Annotated in this window: 24 protein-coding genes; 17 read left to right on the top strand and 7 right to left on the bottom strand. The window is 62.1% G+C overall.

Translation table 11 applies throughout. The annotated features are described in order from the left end of the window. Window positions 1-31 precede the first annotated feature (31 nt). The 11 genes from gspG to BLT65_RS18610 all read left to right on the top strand — a co-directional run bounded on the left by gspG (window position 32) and on the right by BLT65_RS18610 (window position 9,859). Window positions 32-496, top strand: coding sequence for a type II secretion system major pseudopilin GspG (gene gspG, locus BLT65_RS18660; protein WP_091779769.1), 465 nt, complete (start codon window positions 32-34; stop codon window positions 494-496). Window positions 497-560: 64 nt separating this feature from the next. After that, window positions 561-1,748, top strand: coding sequence for a type II secretion system F family protein (locus BLT65_RS18655; RefSeq protein WP_007739701.1), 1,188 nt, complete (start codon window positions 561-563; stop codon window positions 1,746-1,748). Continuing rightward, a complete protein-coding gene (locus BLT65_RS18650) occupies window positions 1,745-3,433 on the top strand; it encodes a GspE/PulE family protein (protein WP_091779768.1) in 1,689 nt (562 codons plus the stop codon). Before BLT65_RS18655 ends, BLT65_RS18650 begins: the two co-directional genes overlap by 4 nt. After that, a complete protein-coding gene (locus tag BLT65_RS18645) occupies window positions 3,426-4,223 on the top strand; it encodes a hypothetical protein (RefSeq protein ID WP_091779766.1) in 798 nt (265 codons plus the stop codon). Before BLT65_RS18650 ends, BLT65_RS18645 begins: the two co-directional genes overlap by 8 nt. After that, window positions 4,220-4,771: a PilN domain-containing protein gene (locus BLT65_RS18640; RefSeq protein ID WP_244186526.1), complete on the top strand. Its 552-nt coding sequence runs from the start codon at window positions 4,220-4,222 to the stop codon at window positions 4,769-4,771. The genes BLT65_RS18645 and BLT65_RS18640 overlap by 4 nt, the downstream gene beginning before the upstream one ends. A 2-nt stretch (window positions 4,772-4,773) precedes the next feature. Next, a complete protein-coding gene (locus BLT65_RS18635) occupies window positions 4,774-5,367 on the top strand; it encodes a hypothetical protein (protein WP_244186528.1) in 594 nt (197 codons plus the stop codon). Next, window positions 5,364-5,888: a hypothetical protein gene (locus BLT65_RS18630; RefSeq protein WP_091779762.1), complete on the top strand. Its 525-nt coding sequence runs from the start codon at window positions 5,364-5,366 to the stop codon at window positions 5,886-5,888. Before BLT65_RS18635 ends, BLT65_RS18630 begins: the two co-directional genes overlap by 4 nt. A gap of 26 nt (window positions 5,889-5,914) precedes the next feature. Further along, window positions 5,915-8,437, top strand: coding sequence for a secretin N-terminal domain-containing protein (locus BLT65_RS18625; RefSeq protein ID WP_244186525.1), 2,523 nt, complete (start codon window positions 5,915-5,917; stop codon window positions 8,435-8,437). Between the two features lie 17 nt (window positions 8,438-8,454). Next, window positions 8,455-8,940, top strand: a complete 486-nt coding sequence (locus BLT65_RS18620) for a type II secretion system protein (protein WP_229516629.1) — start codon at window positions 8,455-8,457, stop codon at window positions 8,938-8,940. Then, the gene (locus tag BLT65_RS18615; RefSeq protein ID WP_091779759.1) at window positions 8,934-9,332 is read left to right on the top strand and encodes a type II secretion system protein; all 399 of its coding nucleotides are present in this window, start codon (window positions 8,934-8,936) and stop codon (window positions 9,330-9,332) included. Before BLT65_RS18620 ends, BLT65_RS18615 begins: the two co-directional genes overlap by 7 nt. 2 nt (window positions 9,333-9,334) lie before the next feature. Then, complete coding sequence (locus tag BLT65_RS18610) at window positions 9,335-9,859, top strand: hypothetical protein (protein WP_091779758.1); 525 nt, start codon at window positions 9,335-9,337, stop codon at window positions 9,857-9,859. A gap of 41 nt (window positions 9,860-9,900) precedes the next feature. Here the strand turns inward: BLT65_RS18610 and BLT65_RS18605 are convergent, their stop codons facing one another. From BLT65_RS18605 to BLT65_RS18590, 4 genes are all read right to left on the bottom strand, one after another. Continuing rightward, on the bottom strand, window positions 9,901-11,031 hold the full coding sequence (locus BLT65_RS18605; RefSeq protein ID WP_091779756.1) for an amidohydrolase family protein: 1,131 nt from the start codon (window positions 11,029-11,031) through the stop codon (window positions 9,901-9,903). Continuing rightward, window positions 11,028-12,332 (bottom strand): MFS transporter, encoded by a 1,305-nt coding sequence (locus tag BLT65_RS18600; protein WP_091779754.1) that lies wholly within the window; start codon window positions 12,330-12,332, stop codon window positions 11,028-11,030. Before BLT65_RS18600 ends, BLT65_RS18605 begins: the two co-directional genes overlap by 4 nt. Window positions 12,333-12,417: 85 nt before the next feature. Then, window positions 12,418-13,692, bottom strand: a complete 1,275-nt coding sequence (locus tag BLT65_RS18595; RefSeq protein ID WP_091779753.1) for a CaiB/BaiF CoA transferase family protein — start codon at window positions 13,690-13,692, stop codon at window positions 12,418-12,420. After that, complete coding sequence (locus BLT65_RS18590; RefSeq protein WP_091779751.1) at window positions 13,689-14,675, bottom strand: hydroxymethylglutaryl-CoA lyase; 987 nt, start codon at window positions 14,673-14,675, stop codon at window positions 13,689-13,691. Before BLT65_RS18590 ends, BLT65_RS18595 begins: the two co-directional genes overlap by 4 nt. 193 nt (window positions 14,676-14,868) lie before the next feature. On the opposite strand from BLT65_RS18590, the gene BLT65_RS18585 reads away from it, so the two are divergent. Next, window positions 14,869-15,645, top strand: a complete 777-nt coding sequence (locus BLT65_RS18585) for an IclR family transcriptional regulator (RefSeq protein ID WP_091779749.1) — start codon at window positions 14,869-14,871, stop codon at window positions 15,643-15,645. A gap of 1,150 nt (window positions 15,646-16,795) precedes the next feature. On the opposite strand, the gene BLT65_RS18580 is transcribed toward BLT65_RS18585, so the two are convergent. Further along, entirely contained in the window at window positions 16,796-17,821 is a 1,026-nt protein-coding gene (locus BLT65_RS18580; RefSeq protein WP_091779865.1) for an AraC family transcriptional regulator, read from the bottom strand. Window positions 17,822-18,029: 208 nt separating this feature from the next. Between BLT65_RS18580 and kce the strand changes: the two genes are divergently transcribed. The 4 genes from kce to BLT65_RS18560 are packed head-to-tail and all read left to right on the top strand — an operon-like array spanning window position 18,030 to window position 21,966. Continuing rightward, a complete protein-coding gene (kce, locus tag BLT65_RS18575; RefSeq protein ID WP_091779747.1) occupies window positions 18,030-18,968 on the top strand; it encodes a 3,5-dioxohexanoate:acetyl-CoA acetone transferase in 939 nt (312 codons plus the stop codon). 53 nt (window positions 18,969-19,021) lie between these two features. Then, window positions 19,022-20,368 (top strand): MFS transporter, encoded by a 1,347-nt coding sequence (locus BLT65_RS18570; RefSeq protein ID WP_042305346.1) that lies wholly within the window; start codon window positions 19,022-19,024, stop codon window positions 20,366-20,368. A 35-nt stretch (window positions 20,369-20,403) separates the two neighbouring features. After that, window positions 20,404-21,144, top strand: coding sequence for a 3-oxoacyl-ACP reductase FabG (fabG, locus tag BLT65_RS18565; RefSeq protein ID WP_091779745.1), 741 nt, complete (start codon window positions 20,404-20,406; stop codon window positions 21,142-21,144). Window positions 21,145-21,174: 30 nt separating this feature from the next. Next, window positions 21,175-21,966, top strand: coding sequence for an SDR family oxidoreductase (locus BLT65_RS18560; protein WP_091779743.1), 792 nt, complete (start codon window positions 21,175-21,177; stop codon window positions 21,964-21,966). 39 nt (window positions 21,967-22,005) lie between these two features. Here BLT65_RS18560 and BLT65_RS18555 read toward each other — a convergent pair whose 3' ends face one another. After that, entirely contained in the window at window positions 22,006-22,839 is an 834-nt protein-coding gene (locus BLT65_RS18555; RefSeq protein ID WP_091779741.1) for an oxidoreductase, read from the bottom strand. A gap of 138 nt (window positions 22,840-22,977) precedes the next feature. On the opposite strand from BLT65_RS18555, the gene BLT65_RS18550 reads away from it, so the two are divergent. Continuing rightward, a complete protein-coding gene (locus tag BLT65_RS18550) occupies window positions 22,978-23,889 on the top strand; it encodes an AraC family transcriptional regulator (RefSeq protein ID WP_091779862.1) in 912 nt (303 codons plus the stop codon). Window positions 23,890-23,923: 34 nt separating this feature from the next. Here the strand turns inward: BLT65_RS18550 and BLT65_RS18545 are convergent, their stop codons facing one another. Continuing rightward, entirely contained in the window at window positions 23,924-24,385 is a 462-nt protein-coding gene (locus BLT65_RS18545; protein WP_091779738.1) for an ester cyclase, read from the bottom strand. Window positions 24,386-24,424: the final 39 nt, after the last annotated feature.

Genomic DNA, 24,424 nt, shown 5'->3' with positions numbered 1-24,424 from the left:
GCGGGCGTCCAACTTTTTGAAGGAAGTGTCGATGCAGTCAGTCAACCATCGCCGCGCAGCCAACGCGAGAAGATCGCGGCGCGCGCGGCTCAAGAAACAGAGTGGCTTCACGCTGCTCGAACTGCTCGTGGTGCTCGTCATCATCGGCATGCTGGCGGCGCTCGTGGGGCCGCGCTATTTCTCGCAGCTCGGTAAGTCGCAGGCGACTATCGCGCGTGCGCAGATCGATGTCTTCACGAAGTCGATCGATAACTTCCGGCTCGACGTCGGCCGCTATCCGACCGCCGACGAAAACCTGGCCGCGCTTTTCGTCAAGCCCGCGAACGCGGACAAATGGGCCGGTCCGTATCTGAAGAAAGAAGCACCGCTCGATCCGTGGGGACATCCGTATGTGTATCAGGTGCCGGGCACGAAGGGCGACTATGCAGTGATCTCATACGGCCGCGACGGCCAGCCGGGCGGCACGGGAGAAGACGCCGATATCAGCAGTGAATGAAGCGCACATGTAGCGCGCGGCAACGGGGCAGCAGCAGACCACAACAAACCAGTAGCACAGCACTATGCCGTATGAAGTGAGGGCGCTTTCGCCCGACAACCAGATCGTCTCGCTCGTCGTCGATGCGCAGGATGAGGACGACGCGCGCCGCCAGGTCGAGGCGCGCGGCCTGCACGCGACCCAACTGCGCGCGTTGCGCACGCTGCGCTCGTCGAAGGCTTCGCGCGGCGGCATCTCGCTCGTGCTGTTCAGCCAGGAACTGCTCGCGCTATTGATGGCGGGACTGTCGATCGTCGAAGGGCTCGAAGCGCTGGTGGAGCGCGAAGGCAACGCAAGGCTGCGCGGCATTCTCGAACGGCTGCTGGCGGGCTTGCGCGAGGGCAAACGCTTTTCGAGCCTGCTCGCCGAACAGCCGGACGTGTTCCCGCCGCTTTACGTCGGCATCGTGCGCGCAGCGGAGGGCACAAGCGACCTGCCGCGCTCGCTGCAACGCTATGTCGATTACCAGGCGCGCATCGACATGGTGCGCAACAAGCTCATCAGCTCCGCGATCTATCCAAGCATTCTGTTTATCGTGGGCGGCGGTGTGTCGACCTTTCTGATCACCTTCGTGGTGCCGCGCTTCGCGACGATCTATGAAGGTACCGGTCGAAGCTTGCCGTGGATGTCGCAGGCACTGCTCGACTGGGGCAAGTTTGCGTCGGCGCATGGGCTGCCTTTGTTTGCCGCCGCCGTTGCAGTTGCAATCGCAGGCGGCGCGGCCGTGCGAGCCACGATTGCGCGCGTGGGACTCGTCAGTCTGCTGGGCCGCCTTCCGTTGCTCGGTCCGCACTTGCGCATCTATCAGCTTTCGCGGCTCTATCTGACGCTCGGCATGTTGCTCGAAGGCGGCATCCCGATCGTGTCGGCGATGGAGACGGCGGGGGGAACGATTTCGCCCGCGTTGCGCGATGGCTTGCTGCGAGCGCGCGCCGCCGTTCAGGCGGGTGCGCCGCTGTCCAGCTCTTTTCACGCCGAAAATCTCACCACGCCGATTTCGCTGCGCATGCTGCGCGTCGGCGAGCGCTCGGGTGAACTCGGCAACATGCTCACGCAATCTGCGGCGTTTTACGACGGCGAGATCAGCCGCTGGATCGACCGCTTCACGCGCATGTTCGAACCGCTGCTGATGTCGGCGATCGGGCTTGTTGTCGGGACCATCGTCGTGCTGCTCTACATGCCGATCTTCGATCTCGCGGAAGGACTGTCATGAACGCGCCCGAGACCATCGCGCCGTTGTTCGACGCCGATCTGCTGGCGCGCGCCCGCGCGGCAGCGTCAGCCACGCAGCGCCACATCGTCGCCGAACTGGAGACGCTGACGGGCGTCGAGCCGCGCCAGTTGCTGCAGGCGCTTGGGCAATTGCTGGACATGCGCGTCATCGAAACGGCGGACATGCTGGCGCTCAAGCCCGCCTTCGACCGCGTGCCGCTCTCACGCGCGATGCAGCGCCGCTGCGTGCTGCTGCGCGAAGAAGACGCGTCATTCGTCGGCGTCGTGACGAGTCCGTTCGATCTCGATCTGCAAACGTGGCTCGCCGCGCAGGCTAACGCCGCGATCGACATCCGGCTCGCGCTGCCGTCCGATCTTCAGGCGTATCACGCGCGCATGGAAGAATCGACGCGCGCCATCGACAGCCTCGTGACGGGCGGCGTCGAAGCGCAAGCCGAAGGGCGCACGGCGCAGGTGCTGTCGTTCGAGACCGTCAGCGAGGCAGCCAGCCCCGCAGTGAAGCTGGTGAACTCGACGCTCTACGACGCATTGAAAGCGGGCGCCTCCGATATCCACCTCGAAAGCACGCCGAGCGGCCTCGCGCTGAAGTACCGCGTGGACGGCGTGCTCGACGCGGCGGCCACGCTGAACGGCGTCGAGACGGCCGAACAGGTGATCTCGCGCCTCAAGGTGCTCGCTGAACTCGACATCGCCGAGCGGCGCGTGCCGCAGGACGGCAGCTTCCGCGTCGCGGCGGGCGGGCGCGACATCGATTTGCGCGTGTCGATCATGCCGAGCATTCACGGCGAAGATGCCGTGATCCGGATTCTCGACAAGCGCGCGATGATCGAAGCGTACGGCTCGCTGACGCTCGAAGCGCTCGGTTACGACAGCGAATCGCTGGTGGCACTGCGCGCGTTGGCGGAGGAGCCGTACGGCATGCTGCTCGTCACGGGACCGACAGGCTCGGGCAAGACGACGACGCTCTACGCCGCGCTCACGGAAATTCACAACGGCCGCGACAAGATCATCACGATCGAAGACCCCGTCGAATATCAGTTGCCCGGCATTCTGCAGATTCCCGTCAATGAGAAAAAAGGGCTGACGTTCGCGCGCGGCCTGCGCTCGATCCTGCGCCATGATCCGGACAAGATCATGGTCGGCGAGATACGCGACCGCGAAACCGCTGAGATCGCTGTGCAGTCGGCGCTGACGGGCCACCTCGTGCTGACGACTGTACACGCGAACAACGTGTTCGACGTGTTCGGCCGCTTCAGCCATATGGGCATCGATCCGTATGCCTTCGTGTCGGCGCTCAACGGCATCTGGGCGCAGCGTCTGATGCGCGTGAACTGCGCGCACTGCGCCGCGCCGTATATGCCCACCGACGCAGAACTCGCGCGTCTCGGATTGAGCCGCGCCGACGTCGCCGGTTTCGATTTCCGCCAAGGAACGGGTTGCGGCGACTGCCGCGGCACCGGCTACCGTGGACGCCGCGCGATTGCGGAAATCCTGATTCTCGACGACGAGATACGCGACATGGTGGTCGAAAAGCAGCCGATCCGCGCAATCAAGGACGTGGCGCGCAAGAACGGCACGCGCCGCCTGCGCGACGTCGCGTTGAATCTGGTGAAGCGCGGCGAGACGACGCTCGCGGAAGTGAAGCGGGTGACGCTCAATGCGTGACAGGCTGATGCGCATCTGGCCGCGCGGACATTGCCGGGTTCGGCTGTCGCGCGACGCGGTCTCTGTGCTGCGTGTGAGCGGCTCGCGCAAGGCGACGCCCGTTCTTGTCGAACGGCCGTTGCCCGCGCTTGCGGGCGCAGCGTCCGATACGCTCTCTGCGCCCATCGCGGCTGCGCTCGACGCAGCGGGCGGCGCTCGCGTGCCCGTGTACGTGACGATCGACGACGACCTCGTGCGCTACTTCGTCGTCACGCCGCCCGCCAATGGCGGGCGCATGCAGGACTTGCGCGCGGCTGCGGGTGTGCGCTTCCAGGTGTTGTATGGCGAGCCGCTGGCGGACTGGCATCTCGCCGCCGACTGGCAATGCGCTGCGCCGTTTCTGGCCTGCGCGGTTTCTCGACGTCTGCATGTGGCTTTGCGGCTCGCTGTGGATGCGCAGCGAGCAAGCCTCGCTTCGGTAACGCCGAACTTCGTCGCTGCGTGGAATCGCTCGCGCCGTCGCCTTGGAGCCGATACTTGGCTCGCGACGCTCGGCGAGCACGGGCTTACATTGGGTCTCGTCGCTGACGCAAAGAAGCCGCGTCTTGCCGCCGTGCGCACGCTGCCGCTGCCTAAAACGATTCCGTCGATGGCCTGGCTGCGCGATCAGTTGTCACGCGCGGCGCTGCTCGACAATGTGGCCGCGCCTTCCGTGCTGCATATCCACGGTCGTCCGCTTGATGAGTGGCAGCCCGATTCGGCTGCATCCTCTGATGTGGGTTTGAGCGTGCAATGGCATCCGCAACGATGAAACGTCTGCACATCGACCTTGCGCCGTTCGGCTGGCGTCGCACGCTGTATCGCACCCATGCTGTTGTGCGCGTGCTGGCACTCGCCGCGCTGCTGTTGTGCGTGCTCGCTGGCCTTCGCGCGTACAGGCTGGTCGCAAATCTCGATTCGCTCCAGGCCGAAACAGCGCGTCTCGCGTCGCGCACGGAACGTATGGCTCGCGCTTCGGGCGCGTCGTCCGGCGCGCCCATCGATGCGAAGCAGGCGGCAGCCGTCAATGCCGCCGTGACGCGCCTCAATCTGCCGTGGGGCAGCATCCTCGATGCTGTCGAATCCGCCACGCCTTCGCAGGTCGCGTTGCTGTCGATCACGCCCGAACCGGGTCGCGCGCAGCTCAAGATCGAAGCCGAGTGCGGCAGCAGCAAGGACATGATCGACTATCTGACACAGCTGGAGCAGCAACCCTTGTTCGAGCGCGTCACGCTGGTCAGGCACGAACGCATGCGCGACGGCATGGATGGCGTCATCCGCTTTCAGATCGAAGCGCAGTGGCGGAGGGCGCAACCGTGAGCATGCCAAATGTCGCGCGGATGCTGCTGCGTCTGCTGCTCGCGTCGCGTCGATCGGGCGTGGTCGCCGTGCTGGCAGGCGCGCTCGTGCTGGGTGCCGCCGCGTTGTGGTTCGCGCTGTTGCCGGCGCTCGCGTCGCGTATCGATCAGCAGGCGCATGCCGTTGCGCGCGCGCGCTCCGCGCCGCCGCCGAAGCCCATCGTCACCGCGCCGGCGATGGCCGCCGCGCGCCTGTCGGCTTTCTATGCGGCACTCGGCGATGCGGCGCATAGCGAGCAGATCGTCGCCCATCTGTTCGACGCCGCCGACGAGACGGGCGTCACGCTGGACAAAGCCGAGTACAAACCCGCTCGCGATACCGCCGGGCGCTTCGAGACCTACACGATCGTCCTGCCCGTGAAGGGCGACTACGTGCATCTGAGGCGCTTTTGCGAAAAGGTTCTGCTGACGGTTCCGTACGCCGCGCTCGATGACATGCGCTTCAGGCGCAGTTCGGCGAACGACACCGCCGTCGAGGCGAGCTTGCGCTTCACGGTGTTTCTGCGTCCCGCCGCGTTGTCGGATGCGCGTGTCGATGCCGGCGAGGTGCGGCGATGAAGCGCAAGCACATTGTTCTCGCACTGGTGTTTCTGCTCTGCGCGGGGCTGCTCGCATTCGGCCGCACGAATCCGGCGGATCAGGTCGTCGAAGCTGTGCCGCGCGCGAGTGCGCACGCGGCGACGCCATCCGCGCGAGCGGCGGGCGCAGAGACGGTTGGCATTGCGGCGCTGCGCGCGCGCACCGAACTCATCGGCTCGACAACGGGTGAACACCGCGAGCTATTCGGCAGCCGCTCGATGGCGCCGCCGCTACCCTCCGCGGCGCCCGCAGGTGCGGAGATACCGCCGCTGCCGTCGGAACCGGCTGTGCCCAGCCTGCCGTTCACCTATCTCGGCAAGCAGGGCGCCGACGGCAACTGGGAGGTGTATCTGACGCGCGGCGACGAAACGCTGATCGTGCGCGATCAGATGGTGATCGACGGATCGTATCGCGTCGACGCCATCAAGCCGCCGACCATGACGCTCGTCTACTTGCCGCTGAAACTGGTTCAGACGATAGATATCGGCAGCGCCGACTGATGAACGCAACCAAAGGAAGTGAACAGTTGGCTACGCCACTTGCAACATCATTCACGCGACGCGGTCTGTGCCGTTTCGCGGCGCGTCACGCGCGCAAGCTCGCGCTGCTCGTCGCCGTGCCGATCATGCTGACGGGCTGTGCAGCGGAGCGCGCGTATCGCGACGGTAAGGACCTCGTTGCACAGGGCAAGGTCGACGAAGGGCTCGCGAAGCTGCAGCAAGCCGTCACGCAAGATCCGCATGACGCGCATTACCGCGCAGCCTGGCTCGCGGAGCGCGAGAGTGCTGTCGCGCGCTTCGACGAGGAAGGTGACCGCCTCGCGGCAGGCGGCGCGCGCGCGGCGGCGCGCAAGTCGTATCAGCATGCACTGACCATCGACCCCGCCAACGAACGCGCGCTCTCCGGCATCGCCGCACTCGAAGGCGCGGCGCGGATCGATGGACTCGTCGAGCGCGCGGAAATGCTGGCCGCGAAGGATAGCGACAGCGCGCGCGGCCTGATTGCGAAGGTGTTGACGGAAGCGCCCGCGCATCCCCGCGCGCTGGCATTGCAGCGCAAGCTGAACGCCGACACGGGCTTTCTGCGCGTCGAAGCCGCGCTTGCAAGTGCCTATCGCAAGCCGGTCCGGATCGACTTCAAGGATGCGCCGCTCAAGCAGGTGTTCGAAGTGATCTCGCGCAGCGCGGGGCTCAACTTCCTGTTCGACAAGGACGTCAAGACCGATCAGCGTACGTCGATCTATCTGCGCAACAGCACGATCGAAGCAGCCGTGCGTTACGTGCTCGCGACGAATCAGCTTGCGCAGCAGGTGCTCGACGAAAACACGGTGCTGATCTATCCGAACACGCCCGCCAAGCTGAAGGACTATCAGGAACTGGCCGTGCGCACCTTCTTCCTGTCGAATGCGGACGCGAAGACGGTGGCCAACACGCTGAAGACGATCGTCAAGTCGCACGACGTCGTCGCCGATGAAAAGCTCAACGTCGTGATCGTGCGCGACACGCCCGACGCGATCCGGATGGCCGAAAAGCTCGTCGCGTTAGAAGACGTGCCCGAGCCGGAAGTGATGCTGGAAGTCGAAGTGCTGGAAGTGCAGCGCAACAGCATGCAGGATCTCGGCATCGCATGGCCGTCGTCCATCACGTTCACGCCGACGGCAGCGGGCAGCGCGTTCGGCGCGATCTCGTCGGGCGGCGGATCGTCCGGCTCGTCGTATGGTTCCTCGTCTTCCGGCGGCTCGGGTTCTTCGCCCGCGCTGTCATTGCACGATCTGCTGAATCAGACTTCGCGCACGGTCGGCGTCTCGTCGCTGCAGGCGACCGTGAACGCGAACCGCCAGGATTCGAACGCGAAGCTGTTGACCAACCCGCGCATCCGCGTGCGCAATCACGAGAAGGCGAAGATCCTGATCGGCGAGCGCGTGCCGAACATCACGTCGACGGCGACATCAACGGGCTTCGTCTCGCAGTCGATCAACTATCTCGACATCGGCCTGACGCTGAACGTCGAGCCGACCATCTATCTGGACGACACGGTCGGCATCAAGGTTGCGCTCGAAGTCAGCAGCCTGCTCAACCAGGTCACGGGTTCGTCGGGCACGACCGCTTACGAGATCGGCACGCGCACGGCCAGCACCGTGCTGCAGTTGAAGAACGGCGAGACGGATGTGCTGGCGGGTTTGATCGACAGTCAGGAACGCACTTCCGGCAACAAGATTCCTGGCCTCGGACAGATGCCCGTGCTGGGCCGCCTGTTCGGTGCGACTACCGATGACGACAAGAACACCGAAATCGTCCTATCGATCACGCCGCACCTGGTTCGCAATATCCGGCACCCGGATGCGTCGCTGGCGTACTTCACGTCCGGCACGGAGACGAACATGCAGAGCATGATCAAGTCGAACGGAATCGTTACGCCCGCGCCTTCCAACGGTTCATCGTCCAACACGCAGGCTGCGGACTTTGGCACGTCCGGCCAGCGCGGCGGATCGAACACGCCGCAAACGGGCGCGTATGGCGCTTATGGATCATCCGGCGCGTACGGCGCGGGATCGAACGCATACGGTGCAGGAGCGGGCGCCTATCTCGGCGGCGACACGACGCCGCTCGTCGGCGGCGCGGGCACGCCTGGCACGGCCGAAATGTCGATCCAGGGGCCGCCGCAGGTGAAGACGGGCGACTCGGTCACCGTCGCGTTGCTGATGCAGGCCGATCAGCCCGTGACGAGCGCGTCCGCGACCGTGAGCTACGACGTGTCGAAATTGCAGTTCACGGGCGTGACGGAAGGCGACTTCCTCAAACAGGGCGGCGCGCAGACGAGCTTCTCGAACCGCGTCGCGCAGGGCGGCCAGCTGATTCTGGCCGACTCGTCGCCGGGCGGCACGGGCGGCTCCGCACAGGCCACCTTCGCCGTGCTGAGCTTCAAGGCGCTGGCGCCCGCCGCGCAGACGTCGATCCAGGTCCAACCCGGCTCCGTGCTCGGCGTAAGCGGCCAGACAGTCACGATGCCGCCGCCGTCCGCGTACAGCCTGAGCGTGGGGGCGCGATGACGCACGACGTCGCGCGTATGACAGCACGTCGGAAGGCAACGGGCGGCTTCACGCTGATCGAGCTGCTCGTCACGCTTGCGATTCTCGGCGTGCTCGCCTGCATGACGGTGCCCGTTGCGCAAGTCATGCGTCAACGCGAGCGCGAGCAGGAACTGCGCGTCGCGCTGCACGAAATTCGCAACGCCATCGATGCGTACAAGTCCGCGAGCAAGGAAGGGCGCATCGCCAAAGAGGCGGGCGCGACGGGCTATCCGACGGGCCTCGATGTACTCGTCGACGGCGTGAAAGACCAGACCGATCCGAAAGGACACAAGCTGTACTTCCTGCGACGCATTCCGCGCGATCCGATGAACCCCGACGCGCAACTCGGCGACGCGGCCACGTGGGGCAAGCGCGCCTACGCGAGCGAAGCCGACGATCCGCAGGAAGGCGACGACGTGTACGACGTCTATTCGACTTCCACGGGCATCGGACTCAATGGCATTGCCTACCGCAAATGGTGACGTCGATGACCGCACGCGTGCGTATCGCAAAGGGCTTTACGCTGATCGAACTGCTGATCGTGCTGTCGGTGATCGCGTTGATGCTCACGATCGCGTTGCCGAACTACTTCCATTCGATCGACGCATCGAAAGAAAAGATCCTCGCGCAGAATCTGCTCGCGACGCGCGATGCGATCGACCGGTTTTATGGCGATGCCGGGCGTTATCCGGACTCGCTGGAAGAACTCGTCGAGAAACACTATTTGCGTTCGCTGCCCATCGATCCCATCACCGACAGCGCGACGACCTGGCACATCGTGCCACCCGACGAGCCGTTTCCCGGCAAGGTCTACGACATCAAAAGCGGCGCGCAGGGCGCGGATAGCAACGGCAAGCCATACGAGGCGCAATAGCGATGCGAAGGGGAAGAGTTCGCAGGCGGCGCAATGCGCAACAGGGTTACGCGTATCTCGCGCTGCTGATCCTGATCTCGATCATCGGCGTGGCGGCTGCCGCTACGGCGCAGCTTGGTGCCGTCTATCAGCGGCGCGTGGCCGAACAGGAACTGCTGTTCGTCGGCGGCGAGTTTCAGCGCGCGTTGCTGAGCTATGCATTGGCGACGCCCGTGGGTCAGCCGAACCAGCCGCGCACGCTCGACGACCTCGTGCGCGACCCGCGTTATCCCAACGTCGTGCGGCACCTGCGCAAGCTGTATGCGGACCCGATGACGGGCAAGGCCGACTGGGAACTCGTCAGGTCGCCGGATGGACAGACCATTGTCGGCGTTCATAGCGTGTCTCATGCGCGACCCATTCAGATCGCGCATTTTCCAGGTGAATTTCGCGGTTTCAACGACGCGAAAACCTATATGGATTGGGTGTTCGTCGCCCGTCTTCCCGTCGCGGTGCGGGACGGCGGGCCTTCGGCAGGTACGCCGTAGTCGCTCTGCGCGCCAAAGTCTGAATCGACTCGCGGCCACGATCAGCCAAGGCGATACACGTTGCTCACCGTACACCGGAACAACGCTTCGCGCTCGCCGTGGCTCGCCTGCGCTGTCAATCGTTTGAATGCGTTCCAGCCGTTGCTGTACGGGTACGAGCCCTTGTCGACCGGGAAGTTGCTCTCGAACATGCATCGATTCACGCCGAACAGTTCGATGCAAGTGTGCATCCACGGCTTCCACGCTTCGGCAAGTTGGATTGACGACGGTGGCCGCTCCCCCTTCTCGAAGTCAAAGCCGTTGATCCGCATCCCCAGCCCGCCGACCTTGACGTACACGTTAGGCAGTTGCGCCAGCTTGCGCATGGACTGGGACCAGCTTTCGAACACCTCTTTCTGCTTATCCTCGTAGCTGGCAATCCGCACGACGCCGCCGCAATGATTGATGATGACGGGCACGTCGGGATAAGCCTTCGCAAGGTCGAATAACTCGGGAAGCTGCGGGAAAAAAAGCCATGCGTCATACGACAGACCCAGCGGCCCCAACTGCGCCACGCCCGCGCGGTAGTCCCGGTCGAGCAGCAATCCACGCGGCGCCGCCGAGACAGGATTCACCAGTGTCTGGTCAGCGTCCCACGTCACGAGATGCCGTACGCCCCTGAACCGTCCCTGTCCGGCCTGGAGATGCGCTTCGAGCACATCGCGCACGGCAGCACCGCGACGAAGATCGGCATAGCCGACGATGCCCTTTGCGACCTGTGGCCGGCCGCCCTGCGTCGGCGCGGTTGCGGCTGTCACGTATTCCACCTCGCCGACCGGCCTCAATGCGTCGGGGCCCGACTGCCTGTAACGGGTGAGTGCCTGCATGTACACGGACGCCGTGATGTTATGCCCGGACTGTGCGTCGCGAAGGTACTCGTCGAGCAGATAGGTCCAGCCCGGACGATCATAGAAGTGATGATGCGCGTCGATGATCGGCATGTCCGGTTCAAGTGCCGCTTCCGTTCCCGAGGCGAGCCATTCGGATCGAACGGGCAGATAGTTGTTGGTCGGATTCATGGGACGCGTCTGTTCGTTGGCGATTGCATGTTTGGCCAGGACGGGGATGGCGATCGATGCAGCGGCGGCACGAAGCAACTGGCGGCGCATCGGCGAATCAATCGTTACTGTCATCGCTCACCCCGATTGAAGGCATAAAGGGAGAGCGTCAGCAACGTCGTCAACCCGAGCACGACAGCGAGACCAAACATCCCGGCCGTGTAGGTTCCAAAGCTGTCCTTCAGATAGCCGACCAGATAAGGACCCGCGAAGCCCCCAAGTGCGCCGATCGAATTGATCAGCGCGAGTCCGCCTGCCGCTGCCTGACCGGACAGGAATCGGGCCGGCAGCGTGTAGAAAATCGTGCGGCCAGCAATCGTGCCGATCAGTGCCAGCGTGATGCCGGTCATCGCGGGCAACAGTTGATGAAAGTATGTCGAGACACCGAGCGCGACCGCGCCGATCAGCAGACCCGCAGCGAGGTTTGCAATATGGCCGCCGCGACGATCGACCCGTTTCGCCCACCAGAGCAACGCGATGGTGGCAAAGAAGTACGGCACGGCAGAGACCCAGCCGGTTTGCGTCACACTCATGCCGTGCGCCTTGAGCATCTGGGGCAACCAGATGCCGATGCCGTAAGAGCCCATCGTAAAGCCAAACGAGATCATCGCCAGGAGATAGACGCGCACGTCCTTGAGCGCCGCGCGAAAATCCTTCTTCTTCTGACCGGATGAACCCTCGCGATCGAATGCGCTTTGCAGTGCGAGCCGCTCTTCCGGCGAAAGCCATGTGGCATCGGCGGGCTTGTCCGCAAGCATTTTCAGCACGAGGTATCCGAGCACGCACGCCGGGAGACCTTCGACGATGAACATCCACTTCCAGCCTGCCAGACCGAGTAAGCCATCCATGTGAAGCAGCCACGACGACAACGGACCGCCGACGAGCGAAGACAGCGGAGTCGAGACAGTGAACCATGCAAGCACACGGGTGCGGTAGCTGGCGGGGAACCAGACGGCAAGGAAGAATATGACGCCCGGAAAGAAGCCGGCTTCGCCGATGCCGAGCAGCAGACGGATCACGTAGAAGCTGGTCGGTCCGGCGGCGAGTGCCGTGGCTGCGGCCAACAGCCCCCACGTAATCATGATGCGGGCCAGCCAGCGCCGCGCGCCGAAGCGGTATAGCGCCAGATTGCTGGGCACCTCGCAGAGGCAATAGCCGGCAAACATGATCCCGGCTCCCCAGCCGAACTGCGTTGCAGTCAGCCCAAGGTCGCGGTTCATCGTCAGCGCGGCAAAACCGACGCTCGTACGATCCAGATAGTTGAAGAAGTAGGCGAGTGCGAGCAGCGGGATAAAGCGCCATGCAGCTTTTCTGACCGCCTGCTGTTCGAGGCTGGCGGGGGTGTCAGCCGTCATGCTCGATGAAATGGATGTCATTGTCGTCTCCAGACAATTCACTGGCCGGGCCTGACCGCAAGGCGGTCGGCGCGGTGCTGTGTTTCTGCGCGATGGGGGGCCGACGTCAGGCGCTGGCAAGCTCATTGGGCGAAGGACTCGACGCGTCGCCCGACGGGCGGTTCTGGCATCCGACGACACCGGCATCGACCAGTTGTCTGAGTTCGTCATCGGTATAGCCGAGCTGCGACAGCAGCGACTGTGTGTCCTGCCCGAGCGCGGGCGGCGCTGCGCGAAGCCGCAAGCGCTCACCCGCTAACGTCAGCGGCAGCAATGCAGTGCGCGTGGAGACCGGCTCACCCGCTCCGCTTGCATCGGGCGGCAACGTCACTTCGGCGAGGCCGCCCGTCGCGAGCAGATGGGGATCGTCGAACAGGTCTTGCGGCTTGGTAATCGGCGCATAGGGCAAGCCGATGCGTTCGAAAATGGCGCTGATCTCAGCCGCGCTGAACGCCTCCATGTGCTGGCGCAATCGCGGCAGCAACCAGTCGCGGGCCTGGACCCGTTGATTGTTGGTGGCAATCCGTTCGTCCGACTTCAGTTCGGCAAGACCAAATGCATCGCAGAACAGGGCCCATTGCGTGTCCGACACTACCGCCAGAAAAATCTGCTCGCCGTCCCTGACGGAAAAGACGTCGTACACGGCCCATGCGGATATACGGCTCGGCATCGGCGACGCAGCCTGCCCCGTCACTGCGTACTGCATCATGTGCTGCGCGACGAGGAACACGTTGTTTTCGAACAGTGCGCTCTGGACTTCCTGTCCCCTGCCTGTGCGCTCACGCTGCGCAAGTGCCGCCATCGCACCGATAGCGCCGAACATGCCGCCCATGATGTCGTTGACGCTGGTGCCCGCACGCAGCGGCCGCCCCTCGGGCCCCGTCATGTACGCGAGGCCACCCATCATCTGCACGACTTCGTCGAGCGCGGTTCGATGGTCGTACGGACCGGGAAGAAAGCCCTTGTGCGAGACATAGATCAAACGCGGATTGAGCTTCGACAGCGCTGCGTATCCGAGCCCGAGTCTGTCCATCGTGCCGCTCTTGAAGTTCTCGCTGAAGATGTCGGCGCTCGCGAGCAGCTTGTGGACGATTTCAATCCCGCGAGGATCTTTTACGTCGACGGCAATGCTTTTCTTGTTCCGGTTGAACGTGCTGAAAAAGCCTGCGCCTGATCCACGCAGGGAACGCGTGCTGTCGCCTGCAATCGGCTCGACCTTGATGACTTCCGCGCCAAGATCCGCCAGCACCATACCGCAGGTCGGTCCCATCACCATGTGCGTCATTTCGATCACGCGCACGCCGCTGTAGGGCAGGGATTGATTCGATTGATTCGAACTCATTGCGCAACTCCCAGCAAACATCCTTCTGGTTGCGGCGCGCTCGGTGTACGCCCATCTGCGTAGCCGAATCCCTTCGGCAACCCCGCGTCCGGCACATGCCCGTACAACGCTTCGCCCGGCAGCGCTTCCGCGAGAATTGCGCGGGCAGCGACGAGCGCGTCAATGTCGATACCCGTGTCGTAGCCCATTGCTTCGAGCAGGAAGGCAAGGTCTTCCGTGACGATGTTGCCGGTCGCGCCCGGCGCGTAGGGACAGCCGCCCAGACCCGCCTGGCTTGCGTCGATGGTTGTCACGCCTGCATCGAGCGCAGCGACGACGTTCGCCAGTCCCTGACCGCGCGTGTTGTGGAAGTGGGCGCCGCCTGCCCTGGTGCCAAGTTCGGTTTGCAAGCGCCGGAACAGACGGCGGACCTGCGTGGGGTTTGCATAGCCGCTGGTATCGGACAAGCCCACTTCGTCCACACCGCACGCGGCCATCGCGACACACATTCGCATTGTCTGGTCGTCGCTCACCGCGCCCGCGATCGTGCAACCGAACGCGACGGATACGCCCGCTTCGATCTGCACACCAGGGAACTGCGCGTTGCGTAACGCGACGATCTCGCGCACCTCGTCGATCATCTGTGCGGTCGTCTTGCGGATGTTGGCCATCGAATGCTCGTCGGTCACCGACACCGGCAACGTGAGCTTATGCACGCCGGCTTCGAAGGCGCTTTGCGATCCGCGAAGGTTTGGCGCAAGCACGGCGACGTGAAGACCGGGGATGGTGAGTGCATGAGCCACGACTTCACGAATGTCGGCCATCTGGGGAAGCAGTTTTGGCGGCACGAAAGAGCCGACCTCGATCTCCTTCAGCCCCGCGGCGGCCAGCGCGGAAATCCAGCGAAGCTTCGCAGCGGTCGGCATCACGCGCCTGATGCTCTGGAGGCCGTCGCGCGGGCCCACTTCGCTGACAAGGACCGTGGGAGCGGGGGAAGTGTTCAAGGTGAATTCCTTTCGAGTGTTCTGTTAGACGGAATGATGTTCTGTCAAATAGAACTATAGGAGCAAAAACAGGGCAATTTAAGGTGGGTAAACCCGGAAATTTGCGGATTTATGAAACTTGCGTTCTGCGTGATAGAACGATACAGTCGATTCAACGCAAAGACCTGATAAGGAAACGGCCGTGCCCAGCGAAATGCAGGAAGCGTCACCATCGGAGGCTGTCGCCCCAAACGACGGGTCCAGCGGTGTGGCGGTACTCGATCGCGCGTTCGCGATTCTCAACGCCTTCGGGCCGACCGATGACCGGTTGTCGCTCGCAGAACTCTCACGTCGCACCGATCTGTACAAGAGCACGGTACTGCGTCTGCTTGGCGCACTGGAACACGGTGGATTCATCCGCAGACTGAGCGACGGACAGTACGCGATTGGGCCGCAGCCATTGCGGCTCGCGGCGCTCTACCAGCGCTCGTTTCAGGTGGGACCGGTTATCGAGCCGATTCTTCAGCAACTGAGCCGGGACCTCGGGGAGACCGCGTCTTTGTATGTGCGGCAGGGCAACCGGAGGCTGGTGCTGTTCCGTGTTGAACCTGCGCGCGCAGTGCGCGTGTCGATTCGTGTCGGCGAAGAGTTTCCGATCGACAAGGGGGCGTCGGGCAAAGTTCTGCTGGCGTTCACGGATACGCTCGATCCTCGTTGGGAGGAGGTGCGTGAGCGGTTGTGGGCTGTCTCCCATGGAGAGCGTGATCCTGAAACGGCGTCGGTGTCGGTTCCTGTTTTTGGGGCATCGGGAGAATTGGTGGGAGCGCTGGCGTTGTCTGGGCCTAAAGCGCGGTTTGACATGGCGTCGACTATTACCGGGGCATTGGTTGCCTTGCTTGAATGCGCAAAGCGCGCGACGGTGGCGCTCGGTGGTATGGGCGGTCGGTATGATGTGACGATCGAGAAAACTTCTCGGGAAGGGTTTTTGTAGGGCGGGAAGTCGGGTGGTGCGGGACTTTTTCGCCGGCATCCGCGATTTGTCTTCGTGCTGAATGTGTTGCCGCTGTGCCGGGCGGTAGGTACTTTGTCTGCGACGGCCGGTTGGTTTGCTTCGGGTTTTCGCTGGCATCCGCGCTACGGTGTTTGCCGTTCAAGCGTCGCCCCTGTGCGGGGCGGCACCTACTTTTCTTTGCCGCCGCAAAGAAAAGTAGGCAAAAGAAAGCGGCTAACACCGCCAGTTCTAGTGTTTGCCTGAGGGCCCCCACAGGGTCTTACGCCTCACACGGCAACCTTTCTGTTTGCGTGCGTTGCCAACGCTTCGAATAAGCGCCTCACCCACTTCAAACACCTGCACAACGGCTAGCGGCAGCGAATGGTATGTGCCGCCCAGGTGGCAAACTGTGTGTAGGTTGTCGCGTCGTATAGCCTGACGCTCTTACAGGGTGGAACGCGTGCGTAATCGGGTCCGAAGTGAGGCGTGTGTGGCGCTACGGCCTACACACAGTTTGCCACCTGGGCGGCGTTGGCATAACTGACACGGCATGGTGAAGCGTGGGTGCGTGAAGCGGGTGAGGCGCACCCCAAGAGCGTTGGCAACGAATATGGGTCATGTGGTTGCCGAGTGAAGCGTAAGAACCTTTGGGGGCCCTCAGGCAAGAAGAAATGTTGGCGGTGTGAGCCGCTTTCTTTTGCCTACTTTTCTTTGCGGCGGCAAAGAAAAGTAGGTGCCGCCCCGCACAGGGGCGACGCATGAAGCACGAAGGCATAACGCGGATGCCAGCAAAACCCGAAGCAAACCAACCGGCCGTCGCAGACAAAGTAGTTGCCGCCCCGCACAGGGGCGACGCTTGAAGCACGCTAACGAATCGCGGATGCCAGCGAAACCGGAAGCAAACCAACCGGCCGTCGCAGGCAAAGTAGTTGCCGCCCCGCACAGGGGCGACGCTTGAAGCACGCTAACAAAACGCGGATGCCAGCGAAAACCCGAAGCAAACCAACCGGCCGTCGCAGACAAAGTACCTACCGCCCCGCACAGGGCCAACGCGTGCATCGCAAAGACCGTAACGCGGATGCCAGCGCAAAGCCCAGCACAATCAACCCAGCCGTCGCAGACAAAGACACGCCGGACAGCGCGCGAACAGCTACTTCCTCAACTCCCCCGGCCCTTTCCCCGTCCAGCGCTTCAACGCTCGGCGAAAATTAGCGGCATCGCTAAACCCTAGAAGCATTGCGACATCATCGGTGCTCATTTTCGTCGATTGCAGATACTCCAGCGCGAGCGAGCAACGCACATCATCGACGATTGCAACGAAAGAAGTTCCTTCCGCTTCAAGATGCCTCCGCAAGGTCCGGCTCGTCATGTTGAGCCGCGTTGCCACTTCTTCCATGCCGGGAAAAACGCCAGGCGTGCTCATGAGAACCTGATAGACCTCGCCAGACGTCCCGACGGAAGTCTTTGCCTGCCCGATCAAACGATCGCACGTATCCTGCAACAGCGTCGCCGTCAGCTTATGTGCAAGCTGCGGCTTCTGGTTCAGTATCGCGCTGTCGTAAACAAGCTCGCATTGCGGCGCATCGAAGAAACACGGACAGCCCAGATACTGCGGATAAAGATCAGCATGCGCAGGCGCCGGATAAGAAAAGCACGCCATGACCGGCGGACAGCTATGACCCGCGACATCCTGAAGATGCGTAACGTGCTGCGTGAATTGCTGCTCGATGATGAACTCGCGCAACTCGCGCGACGGGCTCGAAACGAACGCATCGGGAAACGACCACACGGCGCGATCCGGATACTCGGTCCAATCGATGGTCACCGTCGGCGTTGCAAGCCGATGATATTTGACGCCAAGCCGGAAGTAGTCGCGCAACGAAAGACACGACATCAGCGCATAGCCATACATGCCATACGCGGACAAATGCAGCCGCGAGCCGGTCTTGAACGGCGTGGCCGGATCGGTCGACAGCAGCACCGCGTTGCGGGCCACGATCGCGTATTGACGCACCGACGTCATCACCGAAGCGTCGTTGAGTTGATCGACGCTCAGGCCACTGCCCTTCAGGCTATCTTCGGGCGCAATGCCTTGCTCCGCGAGCACTTCAACCAGTGCGGCGATTTTGTACGGCGCGTAACTGCGCTCGTTGATCAGGGGGCGAGTCGATGCCAAGAATTGCTCCACAGAATGTCCTTCGAAGACATCCTCGTGTCCGTAAATGACCTTACGGGCGCCATCGTATCCCACTACTATCGGTATCACAAGCGCTGCGTCCGCGGACTGCCAGCGCATCGATACCACCTCGGAGACAGCGTGCGCGGCGTCCTTTCATGGCGCAGGGACGAAGCGCCGCGCACGCCGAACAGATCAGGATTTCCCAATGAGCGACACCAGCCGCAAGGTCATCATTTCGTGTGCGATCACGGGCGCAACCCATGTGCCGTCGATGTCCGAACATCTCCCCATCACGCCCGCGCAAATCCGGGACCAGGCCATCGAAGCAGCTGAAGCCGGGGCCGCGATCATCCATCTGCACGCACGTGATCCCAATGACGGCCGCCCCACGCCGAGCCCGGAGATCTTCAAGGCTTTCGTGCCTGCAATCGCCGAAGCGACGGACGCCGTCATCAACATCACGACAGGCGGCAGCACGCGCATGACGCTCGCAGAACGTCTCGCGTATCCGCGACTCGCAAAGCCCGAAATGTGTTCGTTGAACATGGGCTCGATGAACTTCTCGATTCATCCCGTTGCCGCGAAGATTTCGTCGTGGCGCTATGGCTGGGAGAAGGATTACGTCGAAGGCATGGAAGACATGATCTTCCGCAATACCTTCAAGGACATTCGCAACATTCTTCTGGAATTGGGAGACAACGGCACGCGCTTCGAATTCGAGTGCTATGACGTGGGGCATCTGTACAACCTTGCGCATTTCGTCGAGCAAGGGCTCGTTAAGCCGCCGTTCTTCATTCAATCGGTATTCGGCATTCTGGGCGGGTTGGGCACGGACCCGGAAAACATGGTCGTGATGCGCTCCACGGCAGACAGGTTGTTTGGCCGCGAGAACTATCAATTCTCGGTTCTCGGCGCGGGCCGTCACCAGATGCCGCTCGTGACCATGAGCGCGATCCTGGGCGGCAACGTACGCGTGGGTCTTGAAGACAGCGTGTATCTCTCGAAGGGTGTGAAGGCGGAGACCAACGCGCAACAGGTCCGTAAAATCCGCCGCATTCTCGAAGAACTGTCGTTCGAGATCGCGACGCCCACGGACGCGCGCAAGATGCTCGGACTGAAAGGCGCCGACCAGGTAACGCTCTAGGCTGACGCTAACAAAAGAACAGACCCGTTCAAAAAAATATTGGAGACGACGTCATGGACACTACTTCCATCGACCATCGCGTTGAACAGCTGCATCGCATTGCCACGCACAAGGCGATGCTCAGGCTGATCCCGCTGATGTGCGCGATCTACTTCATGTCCTTTCTCGATCGCACGAATGTTGCGCTCGCGAAGATGCAGCTCGCGGCAGATGTCGGCATCAGTGCCGCCGCCTACGGTTTCGGCTCGGGCATTTTCTTTCTCGGCTATGCATTGCTCGAAGTGCCGAGCAACCTGGCGGCACACCGTGTCGGCCCGCGACGCTGGATCGCGCGCATTGCGGTGACGTGGGGCATCCTGTCGACCGCGATGATGTTCGTGCAGGGCACGTCATCGTTCTATGTGTTGCGCGTTCTGCTGGGCATCGCGGAAGCGGGGCTTTTCCCCGCGCTGATGTATATGGTGACGCTGTGGTTCGCGCCGCATGACCGGCCTGTCGTGGTCGGCTGGATCTACATTGCGCCCGCGCTCGCACTGATGCTCGGCAATCCGCTCGGCGGCGCGCTGATGCAACTGGATGGATTCGGCGGACTGCATGGCTGGCAATGGATGTTCATGATCGAAGGCATTCCGAGCGTGATCGTTGGCATCGTGCTGTTCTTTGCGATGCCGGAGCGGCCGCGAGACGCACGGTGGCTGTCTGCGGCCGAGCGCGACGTGCTAGAAGCGCATGCTGTCATCGACGTACATGGAAGTGCGGAGTACTCGTCCGCAAACTGGATTGCCGCGCTCAAACGGCCCACTACCGTACTGATCGGTTTGATCTATTTTCTGAATCAGGTGGCGTTCGTGGGGCTGTACTTTTTTGCACCTGCCATCGTCCACCAGATGCATGTCGATTCGCCGCTTGTGATCGGCTTTCTGGCCGCAAGCGTCGGACTCGGCTTTCTGCTTGGCGTGCTGATTCTGCCGCGCATCCACCGGCGCGTGAATAGCGATTGCGTGTTTCTCGGCGTGCTCACGGCAGGGCTTGTCGTAGGCGCTTGCGTTTATCTCGCGGTGACGACTCCTGCTGCGCGTATCTGCCTGCTTACGGTGACTGCATTCTTCGGCGGCGGCGTGTTGCCGTCCTATTGGGCCATCGCGATGAAGCGTCTGCAAGGCATCCAGGCTGCAGCGGGTCTCGCGTTCATCAACACGATCGGTTTGATCGGCGGGTTTGTTGGACCGTATCTGTTCGGAATGGCGGAAACGTCGTCCGGCCGAAGCGATGCCGGCTTCACGGTGATCCTGGTCGCAGCAGTGCTCGGCCTTGCACTGGTGCCATTGCTGGCGAGAGCGATTCGCGGCGAGGATCGTGTAGAGTCGTCGCGCGAGCCGGCCGCACAGATGAAGTCATAGTCGGGTTTGCGTTTTCTGGAAGGAATAAACCAACAATGAAGTTGAACGGAAAAGTTGCGATCATCACGGGCGCGGGGCAGGGGATCGGTGCAGCAACCGCATTGAAGTTCGCGCGCGAAGGCGCCGTCGTGATCGCGTGCGACATGAATCTCGATGCTGTCGAGACTGTCGCGCATATGTGTCGGGAAGCGGGTGCCAAGGCGGGCGCTTTCGCCGTCGATGTCACGCAACGTGCGCAAGTCGATCAGATGGTTGCCAAAGTGCGCGACACATATGGCCGCGTCGACGTCGTCGTGAACAATGCGGGCATCACACGCGATGCGCGCTTGCAGAAGATGACGTTGCAGCAGTTCGAAGATGTGATCGACGTCAACCTTCGCGGTGTCTTTCATACCGCCCAGGCCGTCGTCGATTCGATGATCGCGCAAGGTTCCGGCGTCATCCTGAACGCAAGCTCTGTCGTGGGCATTTACGGTAACTACGGGCAGACGAACTATGCAGCGGCCAAGTTCGGCGTGATCGGTTTCACGAAAACGTGGAGTCGCGAGCTGGGTCCGAAGGGTATCCGTGTCAACGCGGTTGCGCCTGGCTTCATCGACACGCCTATTCTCAAGACCATTCCTGAAGACGTGCTCGCGAAGATGCGCGAAGACGTGCCGCTGCGCCGGCTCGGCAAGCCCGAAGAAATCGCGAATATTTACGCGTTTCTGGCAAGCGACGAAGCAAGCTATATCAACGGCGCAGTGATCGAAGCGACGGGCGGATTGACCTTGTGATCCGTTTGCAAATAGTGAAGAGGTAGCGGCATGAATATCATTGATCTCCTGAAACCTCGCGCCGGGCTGCGTGTATTTGTATCGGCGGGCGCGGCGGGAATTGGCGCGGCAATCTCCGAAGCATTCGTACAGGCGCAGGCGAAGGTTTATATCTGCGACGTGAATGCGGCGGCTGTCGCTAGCGTCAAATCCCGGTTGCCTGACCTTCACGCGGGTATCGCCGACGTGTCGGACCGGGCGCAAGTCGATGCCGTCATCGACGATGCGCGGCAGAAACTCGGTGGACTCGATGTGCTCGTCAATAACGCGGGCATTGCGGGACCGACGGGCGCAGTCGAAGATCTCGATCCTGCGCAGTGGGAAAACACTGTGTCCACCAATCTCAACAGCCAGTTCTATTTTCTGCGCAAGGCGGTGCCCGTTTTGAAGGAGACATCGGACTGCGCGAGCATCATCGCGATGTCTTCGGTGGCGGGACGTCTTGGCTATCCGTTTCGAACGCCGTATGCATCGACGAAATGGGCGATCGTAGGATTGGTGAAATCTTTGGCGGCCGAATTGGGCCCGAGCAATATTCGTGTGAACGCGATTTTGCCGGGCGTGGTGGAAGGCGAGCGGATGAGCAAGGTGATCGCCGCGCGCGCCGACGCGCTCGGTATTTCGTTCGATGCGATGCGCGACGAGTACCTGAAGAAGATTTCGTTGCGCCGGATGGTCACGGTCGATGATATTGCCGCGATGACCCTGTTCCTTGCGTCGCCGGCTGGCGGCAATATTACCGGGCAGGCGATCAGTGTCGACGGGAATGTCGAATACTTGTGAGATCGACACCTTGCGAGCAAGCCGGCACGACGACACACCCTAGCCGTCCGTCGATCGGCTGACAGCCTCCCACACGTCGATTTCCCCGCCGATGGTCGAGAGTTTCTCACGCACGAGGCCAAGCGCATCACTGCCTAGCAGCAGATGCGCCGGCGGATTGTCGCTATCAATCACCGATAGCATCGCGCGCGCCGCCTTCGCAGGATCGCCCAACTGCTTGCCGCTTTTTTCTTCGCGCGCTTTTCTGATTGGATCGAAGAGCGGGTCATAGTCCGGGATCGAACGCGGCGTCCGGACCATCGACCGGCCTGCCCAATCGGTCCGGAACGATCCCGGCGCGACGGCGGTGACGAAGATGCCCAAGGCCCGGACTTCCTTGCCGAGCGCCTCGGAGATGCCTTCCAGCGCAAACTTGCTGCCGCAGTAGTAGGTAATGCCGGGCATCGTGATGTGGCCGCCCATCGACGTGATGTTGAGAATATGGCCGCTCCGCCTTTTGCGCATGCCCGGGATCACAGCCTTCATCATCGCGACGGCGCCGAACACATTGACGTCGAACTGCCTTCGCATCTCGTCCAGCGACGATTCCTCCATCACGCCCTCGTGACCGTACCCGGCGTTGTTGACGAGTACGTCGATCGGCCCGACCGTTGCCTCGATTTCGGCGACGACGCCGTCGATAGCTTCAAAGGCGGTCACATCGAGCACACGACCCACGGATTGGCCTGGCGCCAGTGCTTCGAACGTATTCCTTGCCTGTTCGCTTCGGACCGTACCGATCACGCGGTGACCTGCGGCGAGTGCTTCTTCGGCCAGCGCGCGTCCGAAGCCGCTGCTGACACCGGTAATGAGGAGAGTTTTGACGGATGACATGCGCACCTCGAAAGAGAAGAGAGACGACTGCATAATATTCTTTCGCACTTGTACGATTCAGGTCTTATAGTCTCGACTTATTGCCTATTCCTATGACAACGGTGAAGCGTGGTGAGAAAGATCGACGGGCAGCAAACGATGATTGCGTTGTTGAAAGCGCTCGCGCCCAATGAGGGATACAACCTCACGGCGTTGCCGGATGTGCGCATTCTGCGGTCGGATCGCGCGTTGTCCCGCACGCCCGTTCTCTATGATCCCGGCATCGTGATTGTTTGCCAGGGAACCAAGCGAGGCTATTTCGGCGATCAGGTCTACGTGTACGACGAGCAGCAGTATCTCGCGGTCGCCGTGCCGGTGCCGTTCACGATGGAAACCGACGCTACGCCGCAACGCCCGCTGCTGGCTATTTACCTGCATCTGGATTTTGCGGTGGCGGCCGAACTGATGCTGGAGATCGACCGTCATCATGCTCCCGTTCACGAGTACACGCCGCAAAGCATGATGTCCAGTCCGATGGATCCCGCACTTCGGATGTCCGTGTTGCGGTTTCTGGAAGCGATGAGCCGGCCGCTCGACGCGTCCATCCTCGGGCCGGCGTTGAAGCGCGAACTGTACTTCCGCGTACTGACGGGCGCGCAAGGCAACGCGATGCGCGCGGCTTTGGCGATGCAAGGGCAGTTCGGCAAGATCGGCAAGGCGTTGCGTCGCATCCACGCGACCTATGCGCAGCCGCTCGACGTCTCGCAGCTTGCGAGCGACGCGGGTATGAGCGTGCCGACATTTCACAGCCACTTCAAGGCGATCACGCAAACATCGCCTATGCAATATGTGAAATCGGCGCGCCTGCACCAGGCTCGACTGTTGATGCTGCGTCAAGGCATCACTGCCGAAGCCGCGTGTCACGCTGTGGGCTACACAAGCGCGTCGCAGTTCAATCGCGAGTTCAAGCGTCTATTTGGCGCGACGCCCGCGGCGGAGACGAAGCGCATGCGCGAGACGTTTTCGATGCCGCCGGCGTTTGCTGATTCCGATTACGTGTCTTCGCACTGACATGTTCGAATGACTTTCGACAGTGCGCAAACGCTTATCGGCCTGACTCGCTTGACGCCGGCTCCGCCTGCACAACGATGCCATTTCGCGTAGCCACACTGCGCAGAACTTCCAGCGCACTACGTTCTACCCAGTTGTGCCGCAGCAGTCCGTCCTCGCCAACGTGCAGGACCGCCGTTCCCGTCATGTCGATCGGTAAGCCCGATGGTTCTGAACCCATGAAGCCGTTGTTCTTTCCCGTAACCCGCCATCGACTGACCACCCGGTCGCCTGTTTCGTTCTGAAACGTCTCGATCACATCGAACTTGAACTCAGCGATGCTGGCGAGGAATGCAGCAACCCACTTCTTGAACGTTTCGCGTGACTTGATCTCGACTCCGCCCGAGGTGACCGTGAAGTCGTCAGAGACCAGATGGTCTGCCGCGTGCGGATTGCGCAATTGCCACACTTCACGCCAAAACTTCTCGGCGAGCTGGACTGAATTCTGCCTTGCCATTTCAAATCTCCTGTTTATCTACAACAAAAAAATTCCAAG

Source organism: Paraburkholderia steynii, assembly GCF_900100565.1.
Lineage (GTDB): Bacteria > Pseudomonadota > Gammaproteobacteria > Burkholderiales > Burkholderiaceae > Paraburkholderia > Paraburkholderia terrae.
This window is presented reverse-complemented; position numbering and strand designations above follow the sequence as displayed.

Excerpts from the sequence above, each read along its gene's own strand:
- BLT65_RS18640 (WP_244186526.1), top strand. The coding sequence starts at position 4,220 with ATGAAACGTCTGCACATCGACCTTGCGCCGTTCGGCTGGCGTCGCACG.
- BLT65_RS18630 (WP_091779762.1), top strand. The coding sequence starts at position 5,364 with ATGAAGCGCAAGCACATTGTTCTCGCACTGGTGTTTCTGCTCTGCGCG.
- fabG (WP_091779745.1), top strand. The coding sequence starts at position 20,404 with ATGAAGTTGAACGGAAAAGTTGCGATCATCACGGGCGCGGGGCAGGGG.
- gspG (WP_091779769.1), top strand. The coding sequence starts at position 32 with ATGCAGTCAGTCAACCATCGCCGCGCAGCCAACGCGAGAAGATCGCGG.
- BLT65_RS18555 (WP_091779741.1), bottom strand. The coding sequence starts at position 22,839 with ATGTCATCCGTCAAAACTCTCCTCATTACCGGTGTCAGCAGCGGCTTC.
- BLT65_RS18620 (WP_229516629.1), top strand. The coding sequence starts at position 8,455 with ATGACAGCACGTCGGAAGGCAACGGGCGGCTTCACGCTGATCGAGCTG.
- BLT65_RS18600 (WP_091779754.1), bottom strand. The coding sequence starts at position 12,332 with ATGACATCCATTTCATCGAGCATGACGGCTGACACCCCCGCCAGCCTC.
- BLT65_RS18560 (WP_091779743.1), top strand. The coding sequence starts at position 21,175 with ATGAATATCATTGATCTCCTGAAACCTCGCGCCGGGCTGCGTGTATTT.
- BLT65_RS18605 (WP_091779756.1), bottom strand. The coding sequence starts at position 11,031 with ATGACAGTAACGATTGATTCGCCGATGCGCCGCCAGTTGCTTCGTGCC.
- BLT65_RS18585 (WP_091779749.1), top strand. The coding sequence starts at position 14,869 with ATGCAGGAAGCGTCACCATCGGAGGCTGTCGCCCCAAACGACGGGTCC.
- BLT65_RS18645 (WP_091779766.1), top strand. The coding sequence starts at position 3,426 with ATGCGTGACAGGCTGATGCGCATCTGGCCGCGCGGACATTGCCGGGTT.
- BLT65_RS18595 (WP_091779753.1), bottom strand. The coding sequence starts at position 13,692 with ATGAGTTCGAATCAATCGAATCAATCCCTGCCCTACAGCGGCGTGCGC.
- BLT65_RS18635 (WP_244186528.1), top strand. The coding sequence starts at position 4,774 with ATGCCAAATGTCGCGCGGATGCTGCTGCGTCTGCTGCTCGCGTCGCGT.
- BLT65_RS18545 (WP_091779738.1), bottom strand. The coding sequence starts at position 24,385 with ATGGCAAGGCAGAATTCAGTCCAGCTCGCCGAGAAGTTTTGGCGTGAA.
- BLT65_RS18550 (WP_091779862.1), top strand. The coding sequence starts at position 22,978 with ATGATTGCGTTGTTGAAAGCGCTCGCGCCCAATGAGGGATACAACCTC.
- BLT65_RS18650 (WP_091779768.1), top strand. The coding sequence starts at position 1,745 with ATGAACGCGCCCGAGACCATCGCGCCGTTGTTCGACGCCGATCTGCTG.
- BLT65_RS18610 (WP_091779758.1), top strand. The coding sequence starts at position 9,335 with ATGCGAAGGGGAAGAGTTCGCAGGCGGCGCAATGCGCAACAGGGTTAC.
- BLT65_RS18615 (WP_091779759.1), top strand. The coding sequence starts at position 8,934 with ATGGTGACGTCGATGACCGCACGCGTGCGTATCGCAAAGGGCTTTACG.
- kce (WP_091779747.1), top strand. The coding sequence starts at position 18,030 with ATGAGCGACACCAGCCGCAAGGTCATCATTTCGTGTGCGATCACGGGC.
- BLT65_RS18655 (WP_007739701.1), top strand. The coding sequence starts at position 561 with ATGCCGTATGAAGTGAGGGCGCTTTCGCCCGACAACCAGATCGTCTCG.
- BLT65_RS18570 (WP_042305346.1), top strand. The coding sequence starts at position 19,022 with ATGGACACTACTTCCATCGACCATCGCGTTGAACAGCTGCATCGCATT.